This window comes from Paenibacillus sp. GCM10027626 (assembly GCF_042676285.1).
Taxonomy (GTDB): domain Bacteria; phylum Bacillota; class Bacilli; order Paenibacillales; family Paenibacillaceae; genus Paenibacillus_Z.
In genome coordinates, this window is the sequence record NZ_JBHTHC010000045.1 from 1 (window position 1) to 22,472 (window position 22,472).

Genomic DNA, 22,472 nt, shown 5'->3' on the forward strand with positions numbered 1-22,472 from the left:
AGGCACGGCGATCCCGTAATCCGAAATGGACAGTTGGTTGGTATTCTCATTGGACATGTTTGTGTTTGACATTGGAACTCCCCCCGGCTCAGATCATGTTAATATGATTATACCACGAAAACGAGAGAATTTGTGAGGAAATGAAAGAAAACCCTTCATTTCATGGAGAAAATGAAGGGATCCGAATCATGAGATTCATCGCACAGGGCAAGTTGTGAAGAATTAATCGACGCTCTCCTGAGACACGCTATTGGCCAAAAAATCGGCTAGCTTAGCGTGTAACGAACCTGGGAAACGTTATGGAAGGAAAACTGGCGGGAAAGCGGCCGATTTTCGGTGAATAACGATCGGTAGATTCGTTACAGCTCATACGTCCTCATTTTGCGCCGAATAAGGGTTGTCAGGTTCGTTAGCGGCAGTCCAACAATGGTTTGCCGGTTACCCGGTTACACGAAGGGGCTACTTGTCTGTTCTGTTCTGCGAAAGTTGTGTTATTATATTTTAAATTTGCCTACCAACTGTTCCAGTTGCTCCGCTTCATTGCGCAATCCGTGCGACAGATCCGCTACTTCCTGTACCAGTAACGTCTGAGCGCCGGTTTTCTCGTTCACAGTATTGACGTTTTCAAGCGACTGCTGGGCGACGCTGGCCATGTCAGCCACGGAAGCGGCGATTTCCTCGGATCCGGCGGCCATTTCTTGCGTAATGGCAGAAACCTCTTGAATTTGGCTGGAAACTTCCCTGGTGGCATTCAATATCTTTTGAAAAGAGCCGCTGGCATGGGTAACTTTAATGCTGCCAAGTCCGACCTCTTCGACAATTTGGTTCATCACCTGCACCGTTGCTGTGGAATCCTCGCGGATTTCTTTCAGCAATTCGGCTATATGGGCGGCGGAGGTGGCAGAGCCTTCTGCGAGCTTGCGGATTTCACCGGCGACGACGACAAAGCCGCGTCCATGCTCGCCGGCCCGGGCAGCTTCAATAGAAGCGTTCAAGGAAAGCAGGTTGGTCTGCTTGGCTATTTGGGCAATGGTATCGGCCATTTCTTGAATATGCGAAGACCGCTCATTCATTTTGGAGACGATAACAGTAGATTGATGAACGGTTTTGTCGATTTGCAGCATTTGCTGTTTAGCCTGCTCCATATGGCCGAATCCTTCCTCAGCTTCCCGTTCCGTCTCCATCGCTGACGCGGAAAGCTCGCTGGCAGAGCCGGCAACGCGCTGTACGCCTGTCGCCATTTCTTCGATCGCCCGTGAGCTGTCAACTGTATTTTGTACGGAGGCGGTTGCCCCCTGCCGGATTTCATTAACGCTGCGGCTGATTTCATCCGTAGCTCCCGCGCTCAAATTGGTATTGACGCTTAGCTTGCCTGAAGCTTCAAGCATGCTGTGAGAAACGCTGGTGATATCTTTAATCATCAAATGCAAGCTGTTCAGCATGTGATTAAGCGACCTGGAAATTTCACCGACTTCATCGTTTGCTCCCTCGGGCAAACGGGCGGTCAAATCGCCGCCATTACTGGCCAGCTCGGCGATTTTGGCGTTTACGACGCTGAGCGGGCGCATTTTGAAAGAAATAAGAATGAATAGCCCGAACAAAGCAACGAAAGTGATAATCAGCAAAATAACGGTTGTGTTCATCATGGTTTTGACTGCTTTTTGGGCGGCCGCTGTTTCCTGCTCTACTCTTTTGTTCATCGTTTCTACAAATTGATCCGTATAGCCGTTAATCGTATTTTTGCTCTCCTTGTAATCCTCGCCAAAAATCAGCTTTCGCGCTTCATCGAAATTTTTTGCCTCCACCGCTTTCATGGCTGCTTCTTCTATAGTAACGAGCGCATCGGACTTGCTTTTGGCTGCCTCGATTAGATCCAGTTCATTTTTGGGAGCGCCTAGGGCAATTAACTGCTCGATGATATGGTCGCGCGTTTTCGTTTTATTTACTTCATTCCAATAATTATCATAATGAGCCTTTTCCCCAAACTGTACATAGTACTGTATTTCTCCTGATAGATAATCGGATGCGCGAATCAGATCAATCCCAAGCTGCTTAAATTCAGCTTGTCGTTGAACGGCGGTTCGTTCTTGTTCAAGGCTGTGCTCCAGACGAATAATGCTAAAGATGTTTAACACCGACAGAATCAGCAGTAGACAGCCCATGATTTTTAGCCAGCTGGAAATCTTCATCGTATTGGTTCCCCCTAATGGTAGTAGGCATACAAGTTATTTATCGACAAACGACCTATAAAACCTTTGCTTCTCACCAGGCAACCTGCTAAAAATAGTGTCGAATTTTTGTCGGTTGAACATAGCAAGAAATATCAAATTCAGCGACTCATGACATTATATAATAGAGGCAGAAAGAGTGGTGATGGACAGGGTGATGTCGAATGGGCGAGGGGCAGAATTTAATCATGTCTTGGAATTTATCGAGAAAAATTTGAAAAATGAACTGTGCTTGGAGACGATCGCTTCCTATACGGCAATCTCCAAATACCATTTTCATCGGTTATTTCATGCTCATGTAGGCATGACACTGGCAAGCTATATCCGCAAGAGGAGGTTATCGAATGCGGCCAGTGAACTCATATCCGCAGAAAAGCGCATTCTGGACATTGCTTTGGATTATCAATTTGAATCACAGGAGGCGTTTACCCGGGCTTTTAAAAAAATGTTTCATATGACGCCAGGGCAGTACAGAGTTTTTATTCCGAAATTAATTCAAAAAAAGGAGCGAACCTATCTTATGAACCAAGCGCAAAAAGAACCTGCCGGATGGATGTTGAATGTGAATGGAACCCATATGTCCGACTGCGAGATGGGGATAGATTTTCAAACAACCCATCACGGCAAAGCTTCCGGGTATTTGGACTCAAAAGGGGAAAACGTCGGAGGCTTCGCGACTATGATGCAGGTATTTAAAGCAAATGAATATCGCGGCCGGCGCTTGCAATTATCGGGATTTCTCAAGACCTTGAATGTGGAGCAATGGTGCGGACTATGGATGAGAATCGATGGCAAAGAACAGGAGATTTTGCAATTCGATAATATGTGCAACCGTCCGGTTACTGGGACAGCCGAGTGGAACCGGTACAATATCGTATTGGACGTGCCCCAATCTAGCGAAACGATTTCTTTTGGCGCACTGATCATAGGCAAAGGCCGGGTTTGGGTGGATAGTCTGCGATTCGATACGGTGAGCGAGAGCGTGCCGACAACGAATATGGAGGAAGAAGCGGAGGTGCCTGATCGTCCGGTCAACCTTAATTTTGAAGAGTTTCATAGCAATGAGTAATGGAGGAGGAACCAAATGTGGAGCAAAGTATGGTCTTTTGGTAAGGCTTTGCTGGAAGGTTTATTTCACTTAGGCGCAATTTATTGGGTACTGGGAATACTTGTGATCGCCGGGGGCTTGTCTCTGATTTTAATGAGAAGGGGACGAGCCCCGGATTCCAAATAGCTTGTCATATGCTTCCACGCGGCTCTTTAACCGGCTTAGCTTGCGAATCGGCAAAATAATATGCCTGGAGAACAAATAAGCCATTCCTGCGCAAACGAAAAAAGTAATAATGACTGTAACCATAATGATTTGCGGAATCACTTTGTTTTCTTTCAACAACTCTCTCGCCGGGACGAGATGAAGCACATGCCAGTTCAGCGGCTCAAGCTTAACGTAGGTTAACATATAGGGCGTATGATCGATCGTCAGCTCCAGAAACCCTTGGTGATCGTCCATAGCGAGCGGACTGCCAACAATATCCGGCATCACTTGATTTTCATGATTCATCGCTGTCGATGCGATGATCGCCTCATCCTCATTCACGATATAATATCCGTCGATATTCCCGCTTAGACGGCTCTCCAGCAACTTGCTGACAGCATCCAAATCCATATTCATTTGCACCATGAACATGAAAACGATCTGCAATGCGAATCGCTTTCGGAAAACACTCGCTGATCCAGGTGTGATACGCCTGAGCTAAGTCCATGACACTGCCTTCGGGTTAAGAAGAAGGAATCCCGGGTGCTCTTGGGCATAAGTCCGCAGCTCCTCCAGCTTTCGGCCCGGTAGCAGGTCAAGCATCGTCTCACCTTTGAGGTTGTGAATGCCGGTGTTATACGTATGCCCTTTTTTGATGGCAAAGTCGTCGACACCCAAAACCAGATCTGCCGTTTCTTTTGCTTCTTCCCACACTCACTCATAGATCCGCTCGCACTCAGTTGGAACGGCATCGTTATGCATGCGTTGTACGGTACTGGCCGGTGCCTGCTGCATCCGAGCACCATGCGCAGCCGTGGACCCAAGAGCTTGTTCGACGGTATGGGAGCGAAAAAGCTTGCTGTAGCGTTGCTTGGGTCCGACGAATTCATACGCCCAAACAAACCCAGCTTCGTAGCGTGTACAATACTTCCGGATGGACGGCACGTGCAGATAGGTTTTCTTCTCGAATACGGAAAGATGCCGGACGATCCGCAAGGCATTGCTTCCTTTACGGATGACCTCATGACGGCTCGGATGACGCAACGGAAGGAACAGATGGGTCAAAGGCAAAACCGAAGATTTCATTCATGCATATGTACGTTGACATCCTCCCCCGCCTACACTTTGCTTAGAGGCGGGGGATTCCCCTTATTCTCCTCATTAGCGTGAAGCAGGTTCAGTTACCCTTACCTTAGGATTTTGTTCCATGATCGCAGAGGAGATTCGTACTCTCTCATATCTGTATCCGAACAAACTCCGGGGTTCAGTTCCGTCCCTGTTGAACGTCTTTGGTGTGACGGATAGAACTTCTCGGTTAGGTATTCAGCACAGTCAGGTGCCTTATGCAAGGTATCTAGCCCTGCACAACGGCTTTTTACACCGTCGTTTTGTCTTACAAGACAAGTGATGGTCTGCCGGATATGACGAAGGCGGCATTGACGTCCGCGTTATCGTGATAGCCGCAAGAGCATTGGAATTGATCTTTCCTGCGATGGTTTTTTCGAATGATTCCGCATTGACTGCATTCCTGAGAGGTTTTATAGGGATTCACCTTTTCCACGTTTAGCTCGGCTAACGCGGCTTTATAGGTGATCTTTCGTTCCAAATCATAGAACGCCCAGGCATGAATATTGCGATCTGCACGCTTCCAATATTTTTTCATCGAACGAATGTGGCTCAGGTCTTCCAGCTTGATGATGGACGCCCCGCTCGCACTCGCAAATTGCACGATATTTTTGGCCATGACATGGTTCCAATATTGCATCATGCGTCGTTCTTTATGTGCGAGTCCTTTGAGCGCTTTCATGTTTTTCGCTTGCTGGATTTCCCTTCGCAAACGGGCATACCGCCTCCGGATATGGCCGATACGTTTGCCGTTAAAGGTCAGGTAGTTCCCTGTATCGGCATCGGCGGCAACCGCAATGAGGCGTAATCCGCGATCAACGCCAATCGCTTTGTTCGTTTTCCGCGTTTCCCGAAGTTTGAAGGAAAGGGCGAAGGCAAAATACCACTTTCCCTTTCGCTCAAAAAGCTGCGCATTCCCTTTTTTCGGTTTCGAGATTCCTTCGTAAGAAGGTTTATAGTGTTTGCTGTTTGGATCCATTTCCCCGGTCAGCAGGTAGTTCACCCAAAACAAAGCATAATCGTTGGCGCTGGCAGGCACATATTTATCGATGGTTAGATGGCCTTCGATGGTGGGGATGCCAATTTTCAGGTGTCCTTGATCGAAACGGAGCCGCCAGTTCTGATTGTCAAACAGAATCGAGATATTCGCTCGAAAGGAAGGAAAACCCTTGCTATTTGCATGCTTCCTCCAATCCTGATACCGGCTGACAGCCAGTTTTCTTGCTTCTTGAAGCAGTGTTGATGGTAGTGGTATGGAACGAAGTAGGCGATCCAGCTCTGTTGCCTTACGTACTGGGACTTCCTGTAGGGATAGAAGGGCTTGGTTGCTAGCTTGTGAAAAGTGGGATCTCATGGTTCTATACATGTCTTGTTTCGCCAATGTGGGCCGATACAAAGGAAGTTTGATTGTGATCGTATTCATACTCATTTCCAATCCCCCCATATCTATCATTATACCAGAACGCCAGTTCGGTTTCAAATAGGAAAGAAACTGCTTTAAAATCATGTCGGACAATTGAGATGGCAAAATTGCCACCCTTGTCCGAAGACGATTCATCTCCTACCTAAGCTTCCGCTTTGAGGAAGGAGTCTTCTCGTCTGTATTTGATAAAAATTCTGCACAACCAAGCCATCAGGCGGATTTGATCGAGAAGTTCAAAAAAGCGAATCCCGATATTACGTTTGATGAAGAAGTACAGTCCCATGATAATTATGCTGCGATGCAAAGCATCAGCAGCGAGCTCTATGAAATGGCCGAGATCGATGGCGCTACCGGGTTTAAAAAAATGCGTCATATTACGCTGCCGCTCCTGTCTCCGACGATTAAAATTGCCGTCATGCTCTGTATTGCCGGAAATATGAAAGCATTTGACAGTATTTTCGTTATGACCGGCGGCGGTCCGGGCAGCAGTTCGACAAACACGGTGCTGCGCATCGTATTGCCGCTTTGCTTGCCGGTTATTTCAACCGCAATCATTTTGTTTTTCCTCGGCGCCTGGAACGAGTTCCCGTTTGCGCTTGTGCTTATTAAAAGTGCTGAACTGCGCACCTTGCCGCTCGGGTTAACCAATTTCAATGGGCAATATACGGCCAACTATACCCAGATGCTGGCGGCGATGGTTATAGTAGTTTTGCCCGTTATCGTCGTCTACTTGGCTTTTGCCAAGAAGGTTATGCAAGGAATGACAGCCGGAGCTGTAAAAGGATAAGGCCGGCTTCCATAATGAGAGATGCAAACAAAGCGGTAGTTACTCGCCGCTTTGTTTGCATTTTCTAATTTTATACAATTTATATGCTTTACCTGATAAATTCTATAAAATTTCAGGGGAAGAAACTTGACTCGCGCCAAGGACGGCGTCAGCCGTTTCTTCTCGCTATTCTTTGATCGAGCCGATCAGCAGCCCGCGAATGAAATAGCGCTGTAAAAAAGGATAGAAGAGCACGATTGGACCGATGGTCATAATGGCCGTGGCCATCTTGACGGATTCGCTGGGCAGCTGGGCCGCTCCCATGCCGGAAACCGTTGCCTGCATTTGCTGGATCATGCTGATTTCGGAGTTCAGTTTAAAGAGCAAATATTGCAGCGGGTACAGCTCCGTTTTGTCCACTAGCATGATGGCATTAAACCAGTTGTTCCAATATCCGATCCCGTAAAATAAGGTGATGGTGGCCAGCACCGGCATGCTTAGTGGCAGAAAAATACGGAAAGCGATGAAGAGGTCGCCTGCTCCGTCGATTTTGGCCGCTTCAATGAGGCCATCCGGAATTTGCTTCATATAGTTGCGCACCAAAAACAGGTTAAAGGGCGAAAAGATTAGCGAAGGGATAATGAGCGCCCAAATTGTATTTTTCAGCCCCAGCCCTGTGCTCATCATGTACCACGGAACAAGTCCGGTATTAAACACCATCGTAATAAAGAAGAACATGCTCAGATGATTGCGATACTTGACGTGTTTGGCGGCCAGTGTATAGCCTGCCATAGAAGTGATCAGGACGGCAAGCAGTGTACCGATTACTGTAACTGTAATTGAGATTGTGTAGCTTTGTAATAGCGGTGAATTCCCGGAAAAGAGCAGCTTGTAGGCCGCTAGCGAAAATTTATCCGGGAAGAAGCTGTAGCCATTGGCGCTGATCGCTCCTTCATCGGTGAAGGAGACGATCAGCACAAGCAGCAGCGGCAGCGTGCACAGGATGGCTACGCTTGCGATGACGATAACATTGAAATAATCAAACCAGGTCCTTTTTTTCATACAGCTGCTTCTCCTTTTTGAACAACCTCTTTAAAATAATGAGTTGTCAGGGTTTTTCTTTTTGACGATCCAGTTCACGCCAAACACAAGAATGAAGCCTACTACCGATTGATAGACGCCCACAGCCATCGCCTGAGAAGGATTGCCGATCGTGCGCAAAGCTCTGAACACATAAGTATCAATGACATCGACGGTCGAATACAGCAGTCCGTTATCTTTAATGATGGCATAGATCATATCAAAGCTGCCGTACATGACTTTCCCTAGCGCCAGCAGGGAGAGAATAGATACCGTAGGCATGAGCAGAGGCAGTGTAATGCGCCTGATTTGCTGCCACCGGTTGGCGCCGTCAATTTGCGCAGCCTCATACAACGTTCCATCGATACCTGTTATGGCCGCCAAATAAATGACGAGCGAGATTCCAACATCCTTCCAAATATTCGCCCCCACCAGAATTGCTACCCAATATTGCGGAGAAGAATACCAATTGATCGGTTCAATGCCGAATACGGCGAGCGATTTGTTCACTAATCCGAAGTTGGTTGCAAACAAGCTGTAAATGACATAGCCGATAATGACCCAGGACAGAAAATTCGGAAAGAGAATCGTTGATTGCGTAATTTTCGAAAACCACTTGCTCTTCAGCTCATTAAACAAGATCGCCAGCGCCAGCGCACACAACGTACTGAAGACAATGAACAAGACGTTGAGTCGCACCGTATTGAAGGTGACTTGCCAGGCGCGGTCAGAAGCAAAAAAGAAGTGGAAATTTTCCCATCCTACCCATTGCGATCCCCACACGCCCAACTTGTAGTTAAACTTCTGGAAGGCAATCAGCATATAGGGAAGTGTCAAGTAGCCGAAAATAAAGGTGTACAAAGCTGCCGGCAGCGCAAGAAGGTAAGCCGAACGGTTGCTGCGCAGTTCCCGGAAGACGGCAAGCAAGCTGCGTTTCATTTTCAAACGTATCATCTCCTACAATGGTGTTTGTTAACACTTTAATAAGCGGGCAAAGGGATGTAAACTTTGATTATGTGCAAAGCAGCTATTTTCCGGGAGAAACGGACTTTGAATTTCTAAAATGACTACAATTTTATTGAAAGAGGATGATTTAATGGAGATTTTTTATATAATGAAGGAGTTCAGCAGGCGAGCGATTTGAACAAGCATTCTGCAGGCGGGTGGTTATGACGTTGAAAATGAAATCAAAGCTATTTCAGTATCAGGCGTATCGGAGCATGCTCTTAAGTTTTATTTTTCTGACCTCTGTCATAGTTGCTTTGATCTGTGTAACGCTTTTTACTTTATTTGCCCACAGTTCATCGCGCGATGTCGGGAAAATTTCGGAGTCAATGCTGGCCCAGACAAGCTATGCCGCCAATATTATCGAAGAACAGGTCTACGAGATCGGCAACCATTTGCTCAGCAATCGAACGATGGTTACCTCTATTTACTCGCAGAAAGTCGATTATATTGAAGAATTTCATACGGTCAACGCGCTGAAAACGATTGAGGCAACTTATCCTTTTATCGAATTTATCGGCCTATACAATGGATATACGGAGCGCTATATCAATTCGAAAGGCATTACTGCCCAATATGAGCATGATCTGCTGCAGCAGCTGAATGGCGCTGACAAAAAGGTGTACGGCATGTTCTTTCCCCGCATATTGAACAGTCCCGGTCTAGGCGGCGAGAAGCGACTGCTGACGTTTGTGCTGCAGCCGGGCTTTAATTCGTATTTGCCTAAAAAGGGCGCGATTGTCATTAACGTCAATGCCGATTATATGAAGCAGTTGATTGGCGGGCTGCAAAATAAAAGCTCCCAATATTTGATTGCGATGAATACGGAAGGCGTCGTCCTCAGCCACTCCAAGGGCGGGCATTTTTTGGAGGATTTTAGACATGAGGATTACATTAAACGAATTTTACAGGAAAACGCGGATGCAGGGAGTTTCAGTGCTGCGGTAGACGGACAAAAGAGTCTGGTCAGTTTTGTAAAATCAGAGCAGCTTCACTGGTATTTTGTCAGTGTCAGCCCGGTAAAGGATCTATTTTTCAATTTGAACAATGTTAAAACGTTTACGTTGACGGTCGCCTTTATTATTTTCGGGATCGGCATTTTTATGTCGATCTGGCTTACGAACCAGATGTATAACCCGATCCAGCGATTGTATCAAAAAATTACGGGTACCGCCGGAGGCAGCAGGTCAGCGGCAGCAGCTGCAAGCAAGCGGATCAATGAATTTTATATGATCGACGAAACGTACTCCAGCATCGCCCGCAAAGTGGCCGAAATGGAGCCGGCTGTAGCCGTTGCCCGCAAAAGCAGTTTGTTCAAATATTTAACCGGCGGCCAGAGCGATCTGACAAACCGGTTTTCCGAACCGTTAACAGGGCCGTATTTCAACGTAATCGTTTTAAGTATCGATGGTTTACAGCAGTTTAAGCAGGATCATTCCGAGCAGATGCAATCGCTTATTCGCTTTGGCATATGCAACATCGCTGGCGAATGGATGGCCGGGGATGAGGCGTGCAACGGTTGTGAAATCGTCATTATTAATGAGCAGGAGATTGGCATTTTGTTACAAATGAAGCATGACGGCGAGCCGGCTGAAATGCCGCTGCGGCTGCTGGAAATTCAGCGAACGGTGCAAAGCTATTTTAAATTGTCGCTGACTGTCGGGATCGGTTCGACCCATGAAGAGCCGGAGCAAATCAGAAATGCCTATCTCCAAGCGAGAGAAATGACGTATAAACGCTTTTTTCAGGGGCCGGGGCATATTTTTAGGGACGAGCCCGCCACAGCCGCTTCCAATACGGCAGAGTTAGAATATCCGGAAAGCCTGGAGAGGAAATTAATCGAGGCGATTCAGATGAATCAGGCACAAGTGGCAGTCCGCGTGATTGACCAGTTCACCTCCTCTTTGCATGAAGCCGGCTATCATCATGTACTCTACATGCTGCAGCAGCTGTTGACGGCTTTAAATAAGCAGTTTAATCTGATGGGCTCAGCTGCCAGCGAGCAGCGTGAATTATTTGCGCGTATGACTTTTCATGCCGTTTCTTATGAAACGTTGGAGGCATTTTCGGCAGATTTGGCGGCTTTATGCCGTTCCATTTGCGAACAGATCGAAGCAAAGGCAAAAAACCGCAATGCAGAGGTTCTGGGCACGGTGAAAGCATACATTGATCAGTATTATTGGAAGCCTGATATTTCTGTCGATTTTTTGGCTGATTATGTCGGTCTGACGCCAGGTTATTTGGGCAAGCTGTTCAAAGCCCAATACCAGCAATCGGTAAATGATTACTTGAAAGATGTGCGGCTGGAATTGTCGAAGCAATTGCTGTTGAAATCAACGGAACCGGTTCAGGCGATCAGCGAGAAGGTAGGGATTCATAATACGACCTATTTTTATACGTTGTTCAGGAAGAAGTACGGCATGTCGCCTGTGCAGTATCGAAATGATGCGATACTCCAGCGAAATCAGGGAAATAGCGGGCCATTATAATAAAATGGATGAAATCGAATTAAATCTAGCGGCAGTTGCAGCCAAATTAAAGAGATTTGCAATTTTTAAAGTTTACCCGCACTTGCTGTCTTGATTATGATGGGGACGGTTTCGCCGGAATTACCATCATTCATAAAAGGGAGCGTATCCGAATGAAGAAGTACTGGTTATCGATGCTTGGCTTGCTAGTTGCTTTATCTGTTGTTGTTGCCGCATGCGGCACGCCGGAGGGTGGAAATGCTGCTAATGGCAATACGGAAGACAAGGATGCTGCCAAGAAGCTGGTCAGGTATGTTATGCCGGGGACGGCGCCGAAAGATCAGGCGGCCGGAGAAGCGGCCATTAACAAGAAGCTGGAGGAGGACGGACTGAATCTCAAGTATCAGGCGATCTATATTCCTTGGGATGTGTGGGATCAAAAAACGAATTTGATGATGTCGACAGGCGAAGAGTTCGAGCTTATTCATATTATGCATGACAGCAAGGGGCCGAATGTTTTTGCCAGCAATGGCGGCATCATTCCAATCGACGAATATTTGGATGAATATGGACTGGAATTGAAAAAGAGCTTGCCGGAATGGGTATGGGATACGGCCAAAATTTCCGGCAAAATTTACTCGGTTCCGAACTACTGGCTGGACAGCGCTTATGCAGACGGCATGGTAACGATTCGCCAGGATTTACTGGAGAAGAACGGGCTGCAGGCGCCGAAATCGGCCGACGATTTATTGAAGGTTGCGGAGACGCTGAAAAGTAACTGGCCGGATGCCAATAAAAATGTGTTCATCCGGACGCTCAATACCGAGCCGGCCTATTATTTGCATCCTACGTATGAAACTTACCCGTTTACCGTCTTTCAAAATTTGATTCGCATCGATCAGCAAGGTAAGGTTTCCTCCTGGATTGAGAGCGAAGAGTTTAAAAAAGACGCTGCTTTTTTCCGCGCGGCTTACCAGAAAGGCTTGATTAACCCGGATGTATTGACGGCGCCAACCGAGGTTGTCAATAATGAAGAACAGATGGGACGTTTTCTGTTCCGCGAAGGCGACGGCGTAACGGACAAGGTGGGCGAAAAGGTGCCGGGAGCGAAGCTCGAAGGATATTTTTTGAATGAAGCAATCAAGTTCAGATCATATGGCGTGCGGAATTCGAATGGCGTAAGCGCAACTTCGCCGCACCCGGAAGCAGCCATTCAATTTTTAAACTGGGTTTACAGCAGCCAGGATAACTTTGATCTTGTCCTGTACGGGCCTGAAGGCGAGTATTGGAAAAACATCGGCGACGGCTTGAAGGAGGATTTGAAGCTGGACAGCAACGGCGCTCCAGCTTATCAGGTCGCCTCCTGGATGCTGGGACATGTGGAAATGAACCGCTGGGCGGCAAATACGCATCCGACGATTTTGAAATACCGGGCGAGTCAAAGCAAGGACGCCGTCAACAGCATCACCCTTGGCTTTAACTTCGACGCTTCCAAAGTTAGCGTTGAATATACGAATACGTTAGCGGAATTCAATACAAGCATTTTGCCGATCAAATTGGGGCTGCTTGATTATGAGACGGCTTTCCCCGCTGCGCTGAAGAAGATGAAGGCTGCCGGCCTGGATAAAGTTGTTGAAGAATATAATCAACAATTCCAGGCATTTCTGAAAGCAAAGCAATAATCGGCAAATCAAGTGCTTAAGGAGTAGAGCGATGGAACTTTATCGGGACAAATCGGCCCCCATTGATGCGCGGGTAGAAGATTTGCTTGGCAGGATGACGCTGAAAGAGAAAGTCGGCCAACTGAATCAGCGAATGTATGGCTGGCATGCCTATCGTAAAACAGAGCGCGGCTTTGAGCTGACCGAAGCCTTCATGGAAGAAGTCGCAGCAGGCGGCGGGATGGGCGCTCTCTACGGGCTGTTTCGCGCAGACCCGTGGTCCAAGGTGACGTATGACAACGGAATTACAGCGGTAAATAGCGCGAAAGTTGCCAATATGATTCAGCGCTATATCATCGAACATACGCGACTGGGAATTCCGGTTATGCTGTCGGAAGAATGCCCCCATGGGCACCAGGCTTTGGACGGGACGCTGACACCGACCAATATCGGCATCGGTGCGACCTGGAATCCGCAGCTGGCCGAGCAAGCCTATGGACAGATCGCGGCCGAAATCCGGGCGAGAGGCGCCCATTTGGGCTTGGTCTCAACGCTTGACCTGCTGCGGGATCCGCGCTGGGGACGTTCTGAGGAATGTTTCAGCGAAGACCCTTATTTGGCGGCGCAATTTACAACAGCCGCTGTCAAAGGGTTGCAGGGGAGCCGGCCCAAAGGGGAAACTCCGGCGCAGCCAGAGGGGCAAGAGCAGCAAGAGCAGCACGAGCAGGACGAGCAGGACGAGCAACAGGAGCGGCTGGAGCAAGAACGGCTTGCGCCGAACAAGGTGGCGGCTGTGCTGAAGCATTTTTGCGGGCAGGGAGCGGGCGAAGGCGGGCTGAACGCTTTTCCGGCATCGATCGGCGAGCGCGAGCTGCGCGAAATTCATCTGCCCGGTATGGAAGCCGGTGTGGAAGCTGGAGCGCTGGGCTGCATGGCTGCGTATAACGAGATTGACGGTATTCCTTGCCATGCCAACAGCAAGCTGCTTACTGGCATTTTGCGCGATGAATGGGGCTTTGACGGGATCGTGATGGCCGACGGCACAGCGATCGACCGTTTGCTGGCTTTAACGGGGGACCATGAGTCTGCGGCTTCCCTCGCGTTAACTGCCGGCGTTGATTTAAGCCTGTGGGATAAAGCGTTCAGCACCTTGGAGCAAGCCGTGCTGCAAGGGAAAGTGCAAATCTCCTTCATTGACCGGGCCGTCAGGCGTGTACTACGGTTGAAATTCCGGCTGGGGCTGTTTGAGAATCCGTATACGGCCGAAGAAGCAGCTGCAGAGATCGTGGGCAATGAGACAGCGCGTCAGCTGAATTTGCAGCTGGCCAGGGAAAGCGTAGTGCTTTTGAAAAATGAAAATGGGCTGCTGCCGCTTGGCGCCGACTTGCGGCAAATCGCGGTGATCGGCCCGAATGCGGATGCGCTGTATCATCAATTGGGCGATTACACGGCCATTCAGCGTCCAGACTCCGGCACGACGGTTTTGGCAGGAATCCAGGGTGCGGCAGGAGAGGCGAAGGTGGTATATGCCAAGGGCTGCTCCGTTCGCGGCGATTCGCGCGCCGGCTTTGCCGAAGCGGTTGAATTGGCCCGGCAGTCGGAGGTTGCCATCTTGGTTATGGGCGGCAGCAGTGCGCGCAATTTCGATCTTAAGTTTGATGTCAATGGTGCGGCGATCGTTGAGGATAGCCAGCCATCGGATATGGACTGCGGCGAAGGCGTCGATTTGGCAGACTTGAGACTGGGCGGCGTGCAGTCAGAGCTGATTCGCGAAATTGCCGCAACGGGAACGCCGGTCGTGCTCGTTCTCATTCAGGGCAGGCCGCACGCCATTGCGGATGTGGCTCCGAATTGCTCGGCAATACTGGCAGGATGGTATCCGGGACCGGAGGGCGGCAGGGCGCTTGGTGAAATTTTGTTCGGCGCTGTCAATCCGAGCGGGAAGCTGGCCGTCACCATTCCGTATTCCTCCATGAGCCTTCCGGTTTACTACAATCGCAAGGATCAGGGGTATGAGCCGAGATATGCGGATTGTCCGCGGCTGGCCTTGTATCCGTTCGGTTACGGCCTTAGTTATACGACATTTGCATATTCGAATATAAGATCTGCCCGGCCAGAACGGACACTTCAACAATTGGCGGCTGGAGAAAGCTTCGAAATTGCTGTCGATGTAGAAAACACCGGAAAGATGGCTGGGGCCGAAGTTGTGCAGCTATACATGAAAGATATGGAAGCCAGTGTAACACGGCGCATGAAGGAGTTAAAAGGTTTTCAAAAAGTATGGCTGGAGCCTGGAGAGAAGCGTTCGCTGACCTTTCATTTGACGGCCAGGGAGCTTAGCGTCTGGAACGCTGAGATGTCTAATGTTGTGGAGGCCGGGCGCGTCAAGGTGATGATTGGCGGCGATTCCGAGCCGGCGTGCAGCTTAATGCTCCGAGTGCTGGAGGAATAGAATACGGGCGATGCCGGGACTGGTGCAAACCAGTCCCTATGTCTCGTTCAGTCCTCTTTACCGATGCAAACTGTATTTTTCGTTTCCAAATGTGGTACAATACAGCACGTAGCGGCTTTATGCCGTCTATTATTCATGCACAACAAAAAAGGGTTGGGTGAGGGGCTATAATGGAAAGCAGGTATTCAATTGGTCCGCCAAAAGAGACAACCATCATCGCATGCAGAGGAAAATGCTTCACTTAATCCGACTGCCCGTCTCGCCCCGAGCGATTGGCGGCGGGAGCTGTTAGCGGGAACTGTATCTTTTTTTGCGATTGTCTATATTATTATTGTCAATTCATCGATATTGGTTGATGCCGGCATTCCTCAGGGAGCCGGTATTATCGCAACGATCCTGGCATCGGCGAGCGGCTGCTTTATTATGGGTTTATGGGGCAAAGCGCCCTTGATTATCGCGCCCGGGATGGGGATTAACGCCATGTTTACGTACACGCTCGTCCAGGGCATGGGCATGACGTGGCAGCAGGCGCTGGCGGTCGTCATGATGTCCGGCATTTGTTTTTGTGTGATCAGCATGACCTCTCTCATCGAGAAGCTGCGTATGGCCATCCCCGCCTCGCTGCAGGAAGCGATTTCGGTCGGTATAGGCCTCATGCTGGTTCTCATCGGCTTGCATAAGGGCGGCGTAATTATATCGGACCCGTCTTCGGTGATCGCCCTGCAATCGCTCACCGATCCGGGCGTGCTTGTTACGCTTGCGACTTTGGCACTGACATGCATTCTGTATATGCGGAAGGTGCCGGGCAACTTGCTGCTGGCGATTATCGGCGGAACGGCGCTTGCCTATTTGTTGGGGGCCGCGCCGTTGGCGGCGGAAGACACCGGAGCCGGAGCCGGAGGCTCCTCCTGGGTTTCCTATGCAGAGGTGTTCGGCCAATTATCGGTGAAAGGCATGTCGGTGACGACCCTGGTTATCGCTGTCTTTTCGCTCACGCTCGTCATCGTGTTCGAGAATGTCGGGCTTATTAACGCCCAATTGAACATGAGCGGAAAGCCGGAGCGCTTCAAGCGCGTTATGCAGGCCACGTCGTTTACCGTCTTTCTAAGCGGCATCTTCGGTACAAGCCCGACTGTCTCCACTGTGGAGGCGGCTGCCGGCATTTCATCCGGAGGAAAAACAGGCTGGACCCCGGCAGTAACCGGAATACTGTTCTTGATTACGCTTATTGCCATGCCGGTCATCACGCTTGTTCCGGATCAGGCTGTCGCGCCGATTCTCATTTTCATAGGCGGCTTGATGATGCCCGCCGTTCGCAACATTTCCTTCGAGCGGCTGGAAGAAGGCTTTCCCGCCTTCTTTATTATCGCGTTCATTCCGCTCATGCACAGTATCGTGGACGGTATCGCGATCGGCTTCATCAGTTATGCGCTCTTTCATATTGCGGCTGGCAAATGGCGCAAGGTGAAGCCGCTCTTCTATATCATATCGCTTCTGTTTGTTATGCATTTTGTGCTGCAGACCATTTAAGCGAGATCATGAATAAGCCCGCTCTGAACGTATTGGCGTTCGGGCGGGTTTTCTAAATTTTATTGAAGAAACGACCGTCCTGGAGCTGGGGCGTAGCGCATGAACGAACGCTAACGGACGTCACAGCCCCTATTTTCGGAAATTTGGCCGGTCTGAAATTGTAACGGAACTGTGCGCCGCTATTTCATGATTATTAGTACGATTTCGTAAGAAAACGTCGAATTAAGATCGCCCATTTCCGTTAGATTTCGAAAAGGAGGATTATTGGCGAAATAACGTCTGTCACTTCCGTCCCATTTTGCAGCTTGCTCCCTTCTGGGTTCGAACCTCTCTCGGGGTTTGGACAGTTTGCCGGACCGTAGGTCCGCTTCATCCTGCACAAGTATGGAGCCGCTCGAGCCTGCTGGGATCGGCGCGCTCCATTTTTTTGTATTCGTTATTCGTGCTGCAAGAATTGCTGGTCGAGCTCCCCGGAAAAGGTGTATAGTTAGTAAAGGGATTTGTATAGGAGGATTTGCCGGATGTATCATTTAGAACAGCTGTTTAATAACTATGGCTATTTTGTACTTTTTTTCGGGCTTCTGCTTGAGTTTATTGCACTGCCATTTCCCGGGGAGACGACAATGGCTTTTGCCGGGTATTTATCCTATATGGGCCAATTGAATTGGATTATCCTCATCATTGCCGCCTTTTTCGGCACGACGATCGGGATGACGATTACTTACTTCGTTGGGCACGCGGCGGGGATGCCGTTCATTCGCAAATACGGCAAGTGGTTCTTCTTGAGCGCAGCCAAAATAGAAAAAACGGAGAAATGGTTTGGCAAATACGGTAATGGACTTATCTTTATCGGTTATTTTATCCCTGGCGTCCGCCATTTTACCGGATACTTCTCAGGCATTATACGGCTGCCTTTTCGCAAGTTTGCGGCCTACGCTTATTCCGGGGCCTTGTTCTGGGTCATAATCTTTATTTGGCTCGGCAAGTTTTTCGGTCCCCAATGGAATATAGTCTTCAAAAACGTCGAGCACAATGCGCTTTATATTGCCATTGGCGTTATCGTTCTTTTGGTAATTTTAGTATTGGTCAAATATCGCAAGCGGCTGTTTGGGAAATGAAACTTTCGCCATAGCCTGATTACAGCCGCCAGCGGCTTGACTTTTGAACCACGGTTCATAGCCTCCGCTTCTCCTCTGCCCGTTATCTCCTCAGTCGCCCTTCTAAAGCTTCGTAAAATTTTGAAGAGAAAAGTAAAGATCTTTAGATTTTCTCCTTACTGTGGCCGGCGTACAATAAAGCTGCGGATGCATCCCATAGATTCGCTTCACCATAAGGAGTGATACATTTGAAGGCGCATACAATTTTTCGCCGCCGAATTTCGGCATTAGCAGCCGGGTTGAGCCTGATCATGCTTTTGGGTACACTGCCGGTACAAGCCGCTTCCGGGAACAGCAAGAAAGCGGCTCCGCCAGCGGCGGCATTTACCAGCCAAATTGGCATCTGGTATACCGTCTGGTGGGACAATGAGCCGCCATTCAACAGCCACTGGACAGACTGGACCCGTTATCGGCCGGTACGGGGCGATTACAACTCGGGCGATGCCGCCACCATTCGGTCGCATATGCAATGGATGAAACAGGCGGGAATCGACTTTGTCATTATTGACGATACAAACGGCCACGGCAACGATAACGGCAATATAGCCGCTCATATCGACCAGATATTCGACGTTGTTGAAGCGATGCCGGCCGGATCGGCGCCGAAGCTGGCAGTAGCGATTGGAGCGGGGCAATGGGTGGGTAATGATGCAGTTGCCCATCAGGCAGAGGCAGATTTGATTTACACCCGTTATGCGCAGCGGTCCGTGTATTACCAGTGGAAGGGCAAGCCGCTGCTCGTTGATTACACGACGAGTCCCTGGTTTTACCGGTGGGATGACCCCCGTTTTTCAGTCCGCTATGCAACAGGTAAGGTTTCGGAAGGCAAGCCGGTAGCACCGGAAACCGGACTGTGGGGCTGGGTGTTCGACGAACCGTTCCCGACGCAAGAAGTGATGGGCGTCATGCCCGGCTGGGATACGGCCCATTCAGGGAGGGGTACGACACCGATTCCACGCGAAGACGGCGAGCTATACACTTCACAATGGCTGGATGCGTTGAAGTGCAATCCCGATGCGGTTGTTATTGCCTCATTCAATGATTTGGCGGAAGAAACTTCGATCGAAGCGGCTTCCCCTCGCAACCCGGAGACGCCGGCCTATACGGATGCTTATGGCGATCCTGCGCCGGACTGGTATGAGAAGCTGACCGAAGGATATGCCGGGTTGAAGAACGGTTATCGCGAAGGGTTCTATTATCAGGAAGAGCAGGGCGATCAGCTTTACCGCTATACGGCAGGTCAACTGCAGAATGTGACCGAGCTGCCGCATGGTTTGCCTGTCATTACAGTGCCGAAGGGTTTTCTAAAAGGGAAAAGCAATCAAGGAGAGAAAGACTGTGCCTGCAGTCAGGAAAAGAAATCGAATAAGCATGTGGCGGTAGATTTGTTTGCTTCCTGGGTTGCCGATTTTAAAGGAACGACTGCGAACTGGTCTTATAAAACCCGCCTGGAAGATGGTCAGGTTTTTGATGAGATCAGGAACGGCGCAGTGTTTGACTACATTCAGCCAACCGAGATTCAGCAGATGTACAGCCAAGAGCCAGCTGTGGACGGACCGTTCCGCCGCGACGGCTTTAAGACCCATCCGGCCTGGTCCGGGCAGAATGGCTGGGTGGAGGGAAATGTGTCAGTCAGCCTTCCGGATAAGAAAAAGCTGTATCTGACCTATATTCCAGGCAAAGTGAATACGGCAAGTGACGGGATTACATTGAATATTATGATTAATGGCACACTGGTGTATGCTGATTGGATCAAGGGCGCGGCCGGTTGGAAAAGCAAACGGGTGATCGACATTAGTAGCTACAAAGGGCAAACGGTTACGATCGGCTTCCAGGTAGGATGGGGAAAAGAACAGCTCGGCCCGGAGGCAACGCCCGCCTATGATTCCCTCTTTATCGGCGAGCCGCTGATTGTGACGAAGCGATAGTTTCCAAAAAAATGAAATGGCCAACGGCGCTTAATAATATGTGAGGAATAAACGAGGTGAACATCTTGCAGAGCCGCGAAGGCAATAAGTTTGAGTTTATCGAGGCTGAACCTGTTTGGCCGGCTGGACTGGAATCAGAAAAAAATATAATGGCTGGCTTTCGAACGGTCTTTGTTTGCTCAGGGACGGGCCCATGCTTGCTCCGTATTGCGGCAAGCACGGTATACCGGTGTTATTTGAATGGCGAATTCGCCGGATACGGGCCTGCCATTGCTTCGCACGGTTATTTTCGGGTTGACGAATGGCCGCTAAACCGTATGCTGAAAGACGGCGACAATATATTGGCAATCGAAGTGGCGGGCTACAATGTCAATAGCTATTATTTGTTGAACCAGCCGGCGTTTCTGCAGGCGGAAATTATTGCGGACGACAAGGTAATTGCAGCGACTTCGCCGCAGAACGGCTGTTTTGAAGCCGCAATTCTTCCAGAACGCTTGCAAAAAGTCCATCGCTATAGTCTGCAGCGCCCCTTTTCCGAGGTTTACAGGCTGCAGCCCGATTACGGATTATGGAGAGTTGACAGGTCTGTACCGATGTCTTCCATACTTGACATTACAAGCGCTAAAAGGACGATTGGCAGGGGCGTTCCTTATCCGGCATTCTCCGTACGGCAGCCGAAAGCCAGGTTGCGGGAAGGACAGGTGAAAGTAAACGAACAGATGGATTCGTACCGGAAGCTCCCCTATTTTACGGCGATTGGTCCGAAGCTGGGCGGGTTTAAGGAGGATGAACTTGACATCGCTCCCGTCTATGATGTGCAGCGGACCGTCAACATCGCAAATAACCGGCTTGAAGAGGATTACGCTGAACCGCAGCGGTTGCATTTAACAGATCAGATGTTCACCATCTATGATTTTGGAAGCAATTTAAGCGGCTTTATAGGCCTGACGGTTCATTGTGCGCGAAAAACGAAATTGTATGTGCTGTTCGATGAAGTGCTGATCGCGGATGATATTGACCCGCTTCGTTTGGTCGCGGTCAATATCGTCAGCTACGAAATGCCGCCCGGCCAATATACCGTTGAATCGTTCGAGCCCTACACATGCCGTTACGTCAAACTCTTGGTGATGGAAGGGGATTGCGTGCTCGAGAGGCTTCAATTGCGTGAATATGCCAATCCGGATACCCGTCGGGCAAGTTTTCGCTGCAGTGATCCGGGGCTGAATTTGATCTATGAGGCAGGCAAAGAGACATTCCGTCAAAATGCCATAGACAATTTCATGGACTGCCCGTCGCGCGAGCGGGCGGGGTGGTTATGTGACAGCTTCTTTACTTCCCGGGTCGCGATGCAGCTAACTGGCAATACGCAGATCGAACATAATTTTTTTGAAAATTATGCACTTCCCGAGCGTTTTGAGCATTTGCCGGAAGGCATGCTGCCAATGTGCTACCCGGCTGATCATAACGATGGTGTCTTTATTCCCAATTGGGCGCTATGGTTCGTGCTGCAGCTGGAAGAATATCTGCTGCGCAGCAATGACAGGGAGATGATCGAAAGGCTAAGAGCAAGGGTAACCGCACTCTTTGCTTATTTCCAGCAGTTTCGGAACGAGGAGGGATTGCTCGAGAAACTCGATAGCTGGGTGTTTGTGGAATGGTCGGAAGCTAACCATTTCGTTCAGGACGTCAACTATCCGACCAATATGCTTTACGCAGCTGCTCTGGCCGCAGCCGGCCGACTGTATGCTGTTGATGAGTGGACGCAGGAAGCCGAAGTCATCCAACGAAAAATTAGGGAGCAAGCGAACAGTGGCCTGTTCTTTGCCGATCACGCCAATCGCACAGAGGGCCGGCTGGAGGTTCAAGATGATGTAACCGAGGTATGCCAATACTTTGCTTTTTACTTCGGAACGGCAACGCCGCAAACCCATCCGCGTTTGTGGGAAGAACTGCTGGATATATTCGGCCCGCGGCGGAAGGAAAGAAACGTTTATCCGAATGTTCATCAAGCAAATGCTTTTATCGGCAATTATGTACGCTTGGAGCTATTGTCTTCGTACGGTGAAATCAATCAGCTGGCTGAAGAGTTGAAACAGTATTTCCTCTACATGGCAGAGCAAACGGGCACCTTGTGGGAACATAACAGCGCGGGTGCAAGCTGCAATCACGGGTTTGCTTCACACATTGTGCACGTGCTGTACCGGGACATTCTCGGCGTATACAAAATCGATCCGCAGGCGCGAGTCGTGGAGCTTCGCTTCCCGGATTGAATATTCCGCAGTGAATTGAGCCATCGTTCCGGCGAGTGAGAGCCACGTCTCCGGCTTTTTTGAGCCACCTTTCCGGACGAGGTGAGCCAGTCCATAGCGCCTCCTGTTAGAATGATTCGTATGC

The 22,472-nt window shown here is 49.5% G+C and carries 14 protein-coding genes and 1 pseudogene; 9 read left to right on the top strand and 6 right to left on the bottom strand.

Annotated elements, in window-relative coordinates:
* Positions 1 to 494: 494 nt before the first annotated feature.
* Positions 495 to 2,189 (bottom strand): methyl-accepting chemotaxis protein, encoded by a 1,695-nt coding sequence (locus ACFQ0N_RS37575; protein WP_379335501.1) that lies wholly within the window; start codon positions 2,187 to 2,189, stop codon positions 495 to 497.
* Between the two features lie 184 nt (positions 2,190 to 2,373).
* Between ACFQ0N_RS37575 and ACFQ0N_RS37580 the strand changes: the two genes are divergently transcribed.
* Positions 2,374 to 3,297, top strand: coding sequence for a helix-turn-helix transcriptional regulator (locus ACFQ0N_RS37580; RefSeq protein ID WP_379335525.1), 924 nt, complete (start codon positions 2,374 to 2,376; stop codon positions 3,295 to 3,297).
* A gap of 129 nt (positions 3,298 to 3,426) precedes the next feature.
* Here ACFQ0N_RS37580 and ACFQ0N_RS37585 read toward each other — a convergent pair whose 3' ends face one another.
* From ACFQ0N_RS37585 to ACFQ0N_RS37605, 3 genes and pseudogenes are all read right to left on the bottom strand, one after another.
* Complete coding sequence (locus tag ACFQ0N_RS37585) at positions 3,427 to 3,915, bottom strand: hypothetical protein (protein WP_379335531.1); 489 nt, start codon at positions 3,913 to 3,915, stop codon at positions 3,427 to 3,429.
* Positions 3,869 to 4,515, bottom strand: a pseudogene (locus ACFQ0N_RS38320) (transposase); the annotation flags it as partial. The gene ACFQ0N_RS37585 and the pseudogene ACFQ0N_RS38320, both read right to left, overlap by 47 nt.
* A gap of 361 nt (positions 4,516 to 4,876) precedes the next feature.
* Positions 4,877 to 6,037 (bottom strand): RNA-guided endonuclease TnpB family protein, encoded by a 1,161-nt coding sequence (locus tag ACFQ0N_RS37605; protein WP_379335507.1) that lies wholly within the window; start codon positions 6,035 to 6,037, stop codon positions 4,877 to 4,879.
* A gap of 214 nt (positions 6,038 to 6,251) precedes the next feature.
* Here ACFQ0N_RS37605 and ACFQ0N_RS37610 point away from each other — a divergent pair, with 214 nt between their 5' ends.
* Positions 6,252 to 6,818, top strand: a complete 567-nt coding sequence (locus tag ACFQ0N_RS37610; protein WP_379335509.1) for an ABC transporter permease subunit — start codon at positions 6,252 to 6,254, stop codon at positions 6,816 to 6,818.
* A 165-nt stretch (positions 6,819 to 6,983) separates the two neighbouring features.
* On the opposite strand, the gene ACFQ0N_RS37615 is transcribed toward ACFQ0N_RS37610, so the two are convergent.
* Positions 6,984 to 7,859 carry a carbohydrate ABC transporter permease gene (locus ACFQ0N_RS37615; RefSeq protein WP_379335511.1) on the bottom strand — a complete coding sequence of 292 codons (876 nt, stop codon included), beginning with the start codon at positions 7,857 to 7,859 and terminating at the stop codon, positions 6,984 to 6,986.
* A 30-nt stretch (positions 7,860 to 7,889) separates the two neighbouring features.
* Positions 7,890 to 8,816, bottom strand: a complete 927-nt coding sequence (locus ACFQ0N_RS37620) for an ABC transporter permease (RefSeq protein WP_379335527.1) — start codon at positions 8,814 to 8,816, stop codon at positions 7,890 to 7,892.
* A gap of 242 nt (positions 8,817 to 9,058) precedes the next feature.
* Between ACFQ0N_RS37620 and ACFQ0N_RS37625 the strand changes: the two genes are divergently transcribed.
* The 7 genes from ACFQ0N_RS37625 (at position 9,059) to ACFQ0N_RS37655 (ending at position 22,348) form a co-directional block, all read left to right on the top strand.
* The gene (locus ACFQ0N_RS37625; protein ID WP_379335529.1) at positions 9,059 to 11,371 is read left to right on the top strand and encodes a helix-turn-helix domain-containing protein; all 2,313 of its coding nucleotides are present in this window, start codon (positions 9,059 to 9,061) and stop codon (positions 11,369 to 11,371) included.
* A gap of 152 nt (positions 11,372 to 11,523) precedes the next feature.
* Positions 11,524 to 13,032: an extracellular solute-binding protein gene (locus ACFQ0N_RS37630; protein ID WP_379335513.1), complete on the top strand. Its 1,509-nt coding sequence runs from the start codon at positions 11,524 to 11,526 to the stop codon at positions 13,030 to 13,032.
* Positions 13,033 to 13,063: 31 nt separating this feature from the next.
* Complete coding sequence (locus ACFQ0N_RS37635) at positions 13,064 to 15,463, top strand: glycoside hydrolase family 3 N-terminal domain-containing protein (protein WP_379335515.1); 2,400 nt, start codon at positions 13,064 to 13,066, stop codon at positions 15,461 to 15,463.
* A gap of 189 nt (positions 15,464 to 15,652) precedes the next feature.
* Positions 15,653 to 16,993, top strand: a complete 1,341-nt coding sequence (locus ACFQ0N_RS37640; protein ID WP_379335517.1) for an NCS2 family permease — start codon at positions 15,653 to 15,655, stop codon at positions 16,991 to 16,993.
* 521 nt (positions 16,994 to 17,514) lie between these two features.
* Entirely contained in the window at positions 17,515 to 18,111 is a 597-nt protein-coding gene (locus ACFQ0N_RS37645; RefSeq protein ID WP_379335519.1) for a DedA family protein, read from the top strand.
* Between the two features lie 227 nt (positions 18,112 to 18,338).
* The gene (locus ACFQ0N_RS37650) at positions 18,339 to 20,078 is read left to right on the top strand and encodes a glycoside hydrolase family 71/99 protein (RefSeq protein ID WP_379335521.1); all 1,740 of its coding nucleotides are present in this window, start codon (positions 18,339 to 18,341) and stop codon (positions 20,076 to 20,078) included.
* Between the two features lie 56 nt (positions 20,079 to 20,134).
* Positions 20,135 to 22,348: an alpha-L-rhamnosidase-related protein gene (locus ACFQ0N_RS37655; protein ID WP_379335523.1), complete on the top strand. Its 2,214-nt coding sequence runs from the start codon at positions 20,135 to 20,137 to the stop codon at positions 22,346 to 22,348.
* Positions 22,349 to 22,472: the final 124 nt, after the last annotated feature.

What these genes read in the sequence shown, in the direction of transcription:
- ACFQ0N_RS37615 (WP_379335511.1), bottom strand. Translation starts at nt 7,859, where the DNA reads ATGAAAAAAAGGACCTGGTTTGATTATTTCAATGTTATCGTCATCGCA.
- ACFQ0N_RS37575 (WP_379335501.1), bottom strand. Translation starts at nt 2,189, where the DNA reads ATGAAGATTTCCAGCTGGCTAAAAATCATGGGCTGTCTACTGCTGATT.
- ACFQ0N_RS37625 (WP_379335529.1), top strand. Translation starts at nt 9,059, where the DNA reads ATGAAATCAAAGCTATTTCAGTATCAGGCGTATCGGAGCATGCTCTTA.
- ACFQ0N_RS37630 (WP_379335513.1), top strand. Translation starts at nt 11,524, where the DNA reads ATGAAGAAGTACTGGTTATCGATGCTTGGCTTGCTAGTTGCTTTATCT.
- ACFQ0N_RS37635 (WP_379335515.1), top strand. Translation starts at nt 13,064, where the DNA reads ATGGAACTTTATCGGGACAAATCGGCCCCCATTGATGCGCGGGTAGAA.
- ACFQ0N_RS37580 (WP_379335525.1), top strand. Translation starts at nt 2,374, where the DNA reads ATGGACAGGGTGATGTCGAATGGGCGAGGGGCAGAATTTAATCATGTC.
- ACFQ0N_RS37585 (WP_379335531.1), bottom strand. Translation starts at nt 3,915, where the DNA reads ATGTTCATGGTGCAAATGAATATGGATTTGGATGCTGTCAGCAAGTTG.
- ACFQ0N_RS37620 (WP_379335527.1), bottom strand. Translation starts at nt 8,816, where the DNA reads ATGAAACGCAGCTTGCTTGCCGTCTTCCGGGAACTGCGCAGCAACCGT.
- ACFQ0N_RS37605 (WP_379335507.1), bottom strand. Translation starts at nt 6,037, where the DNA reads ATGAGTATGAATACGATCACAATCAAACTTCCTTTGTATCGGCCCACA.
- ACFQ0N_RS37645 (WP_379335519.1), top strand. Translation starts at nt 17,515, where the DNA reads ATGTATCATTTAGAACAGCTGTTTAATAACTATGGCTATTTTGTACTT.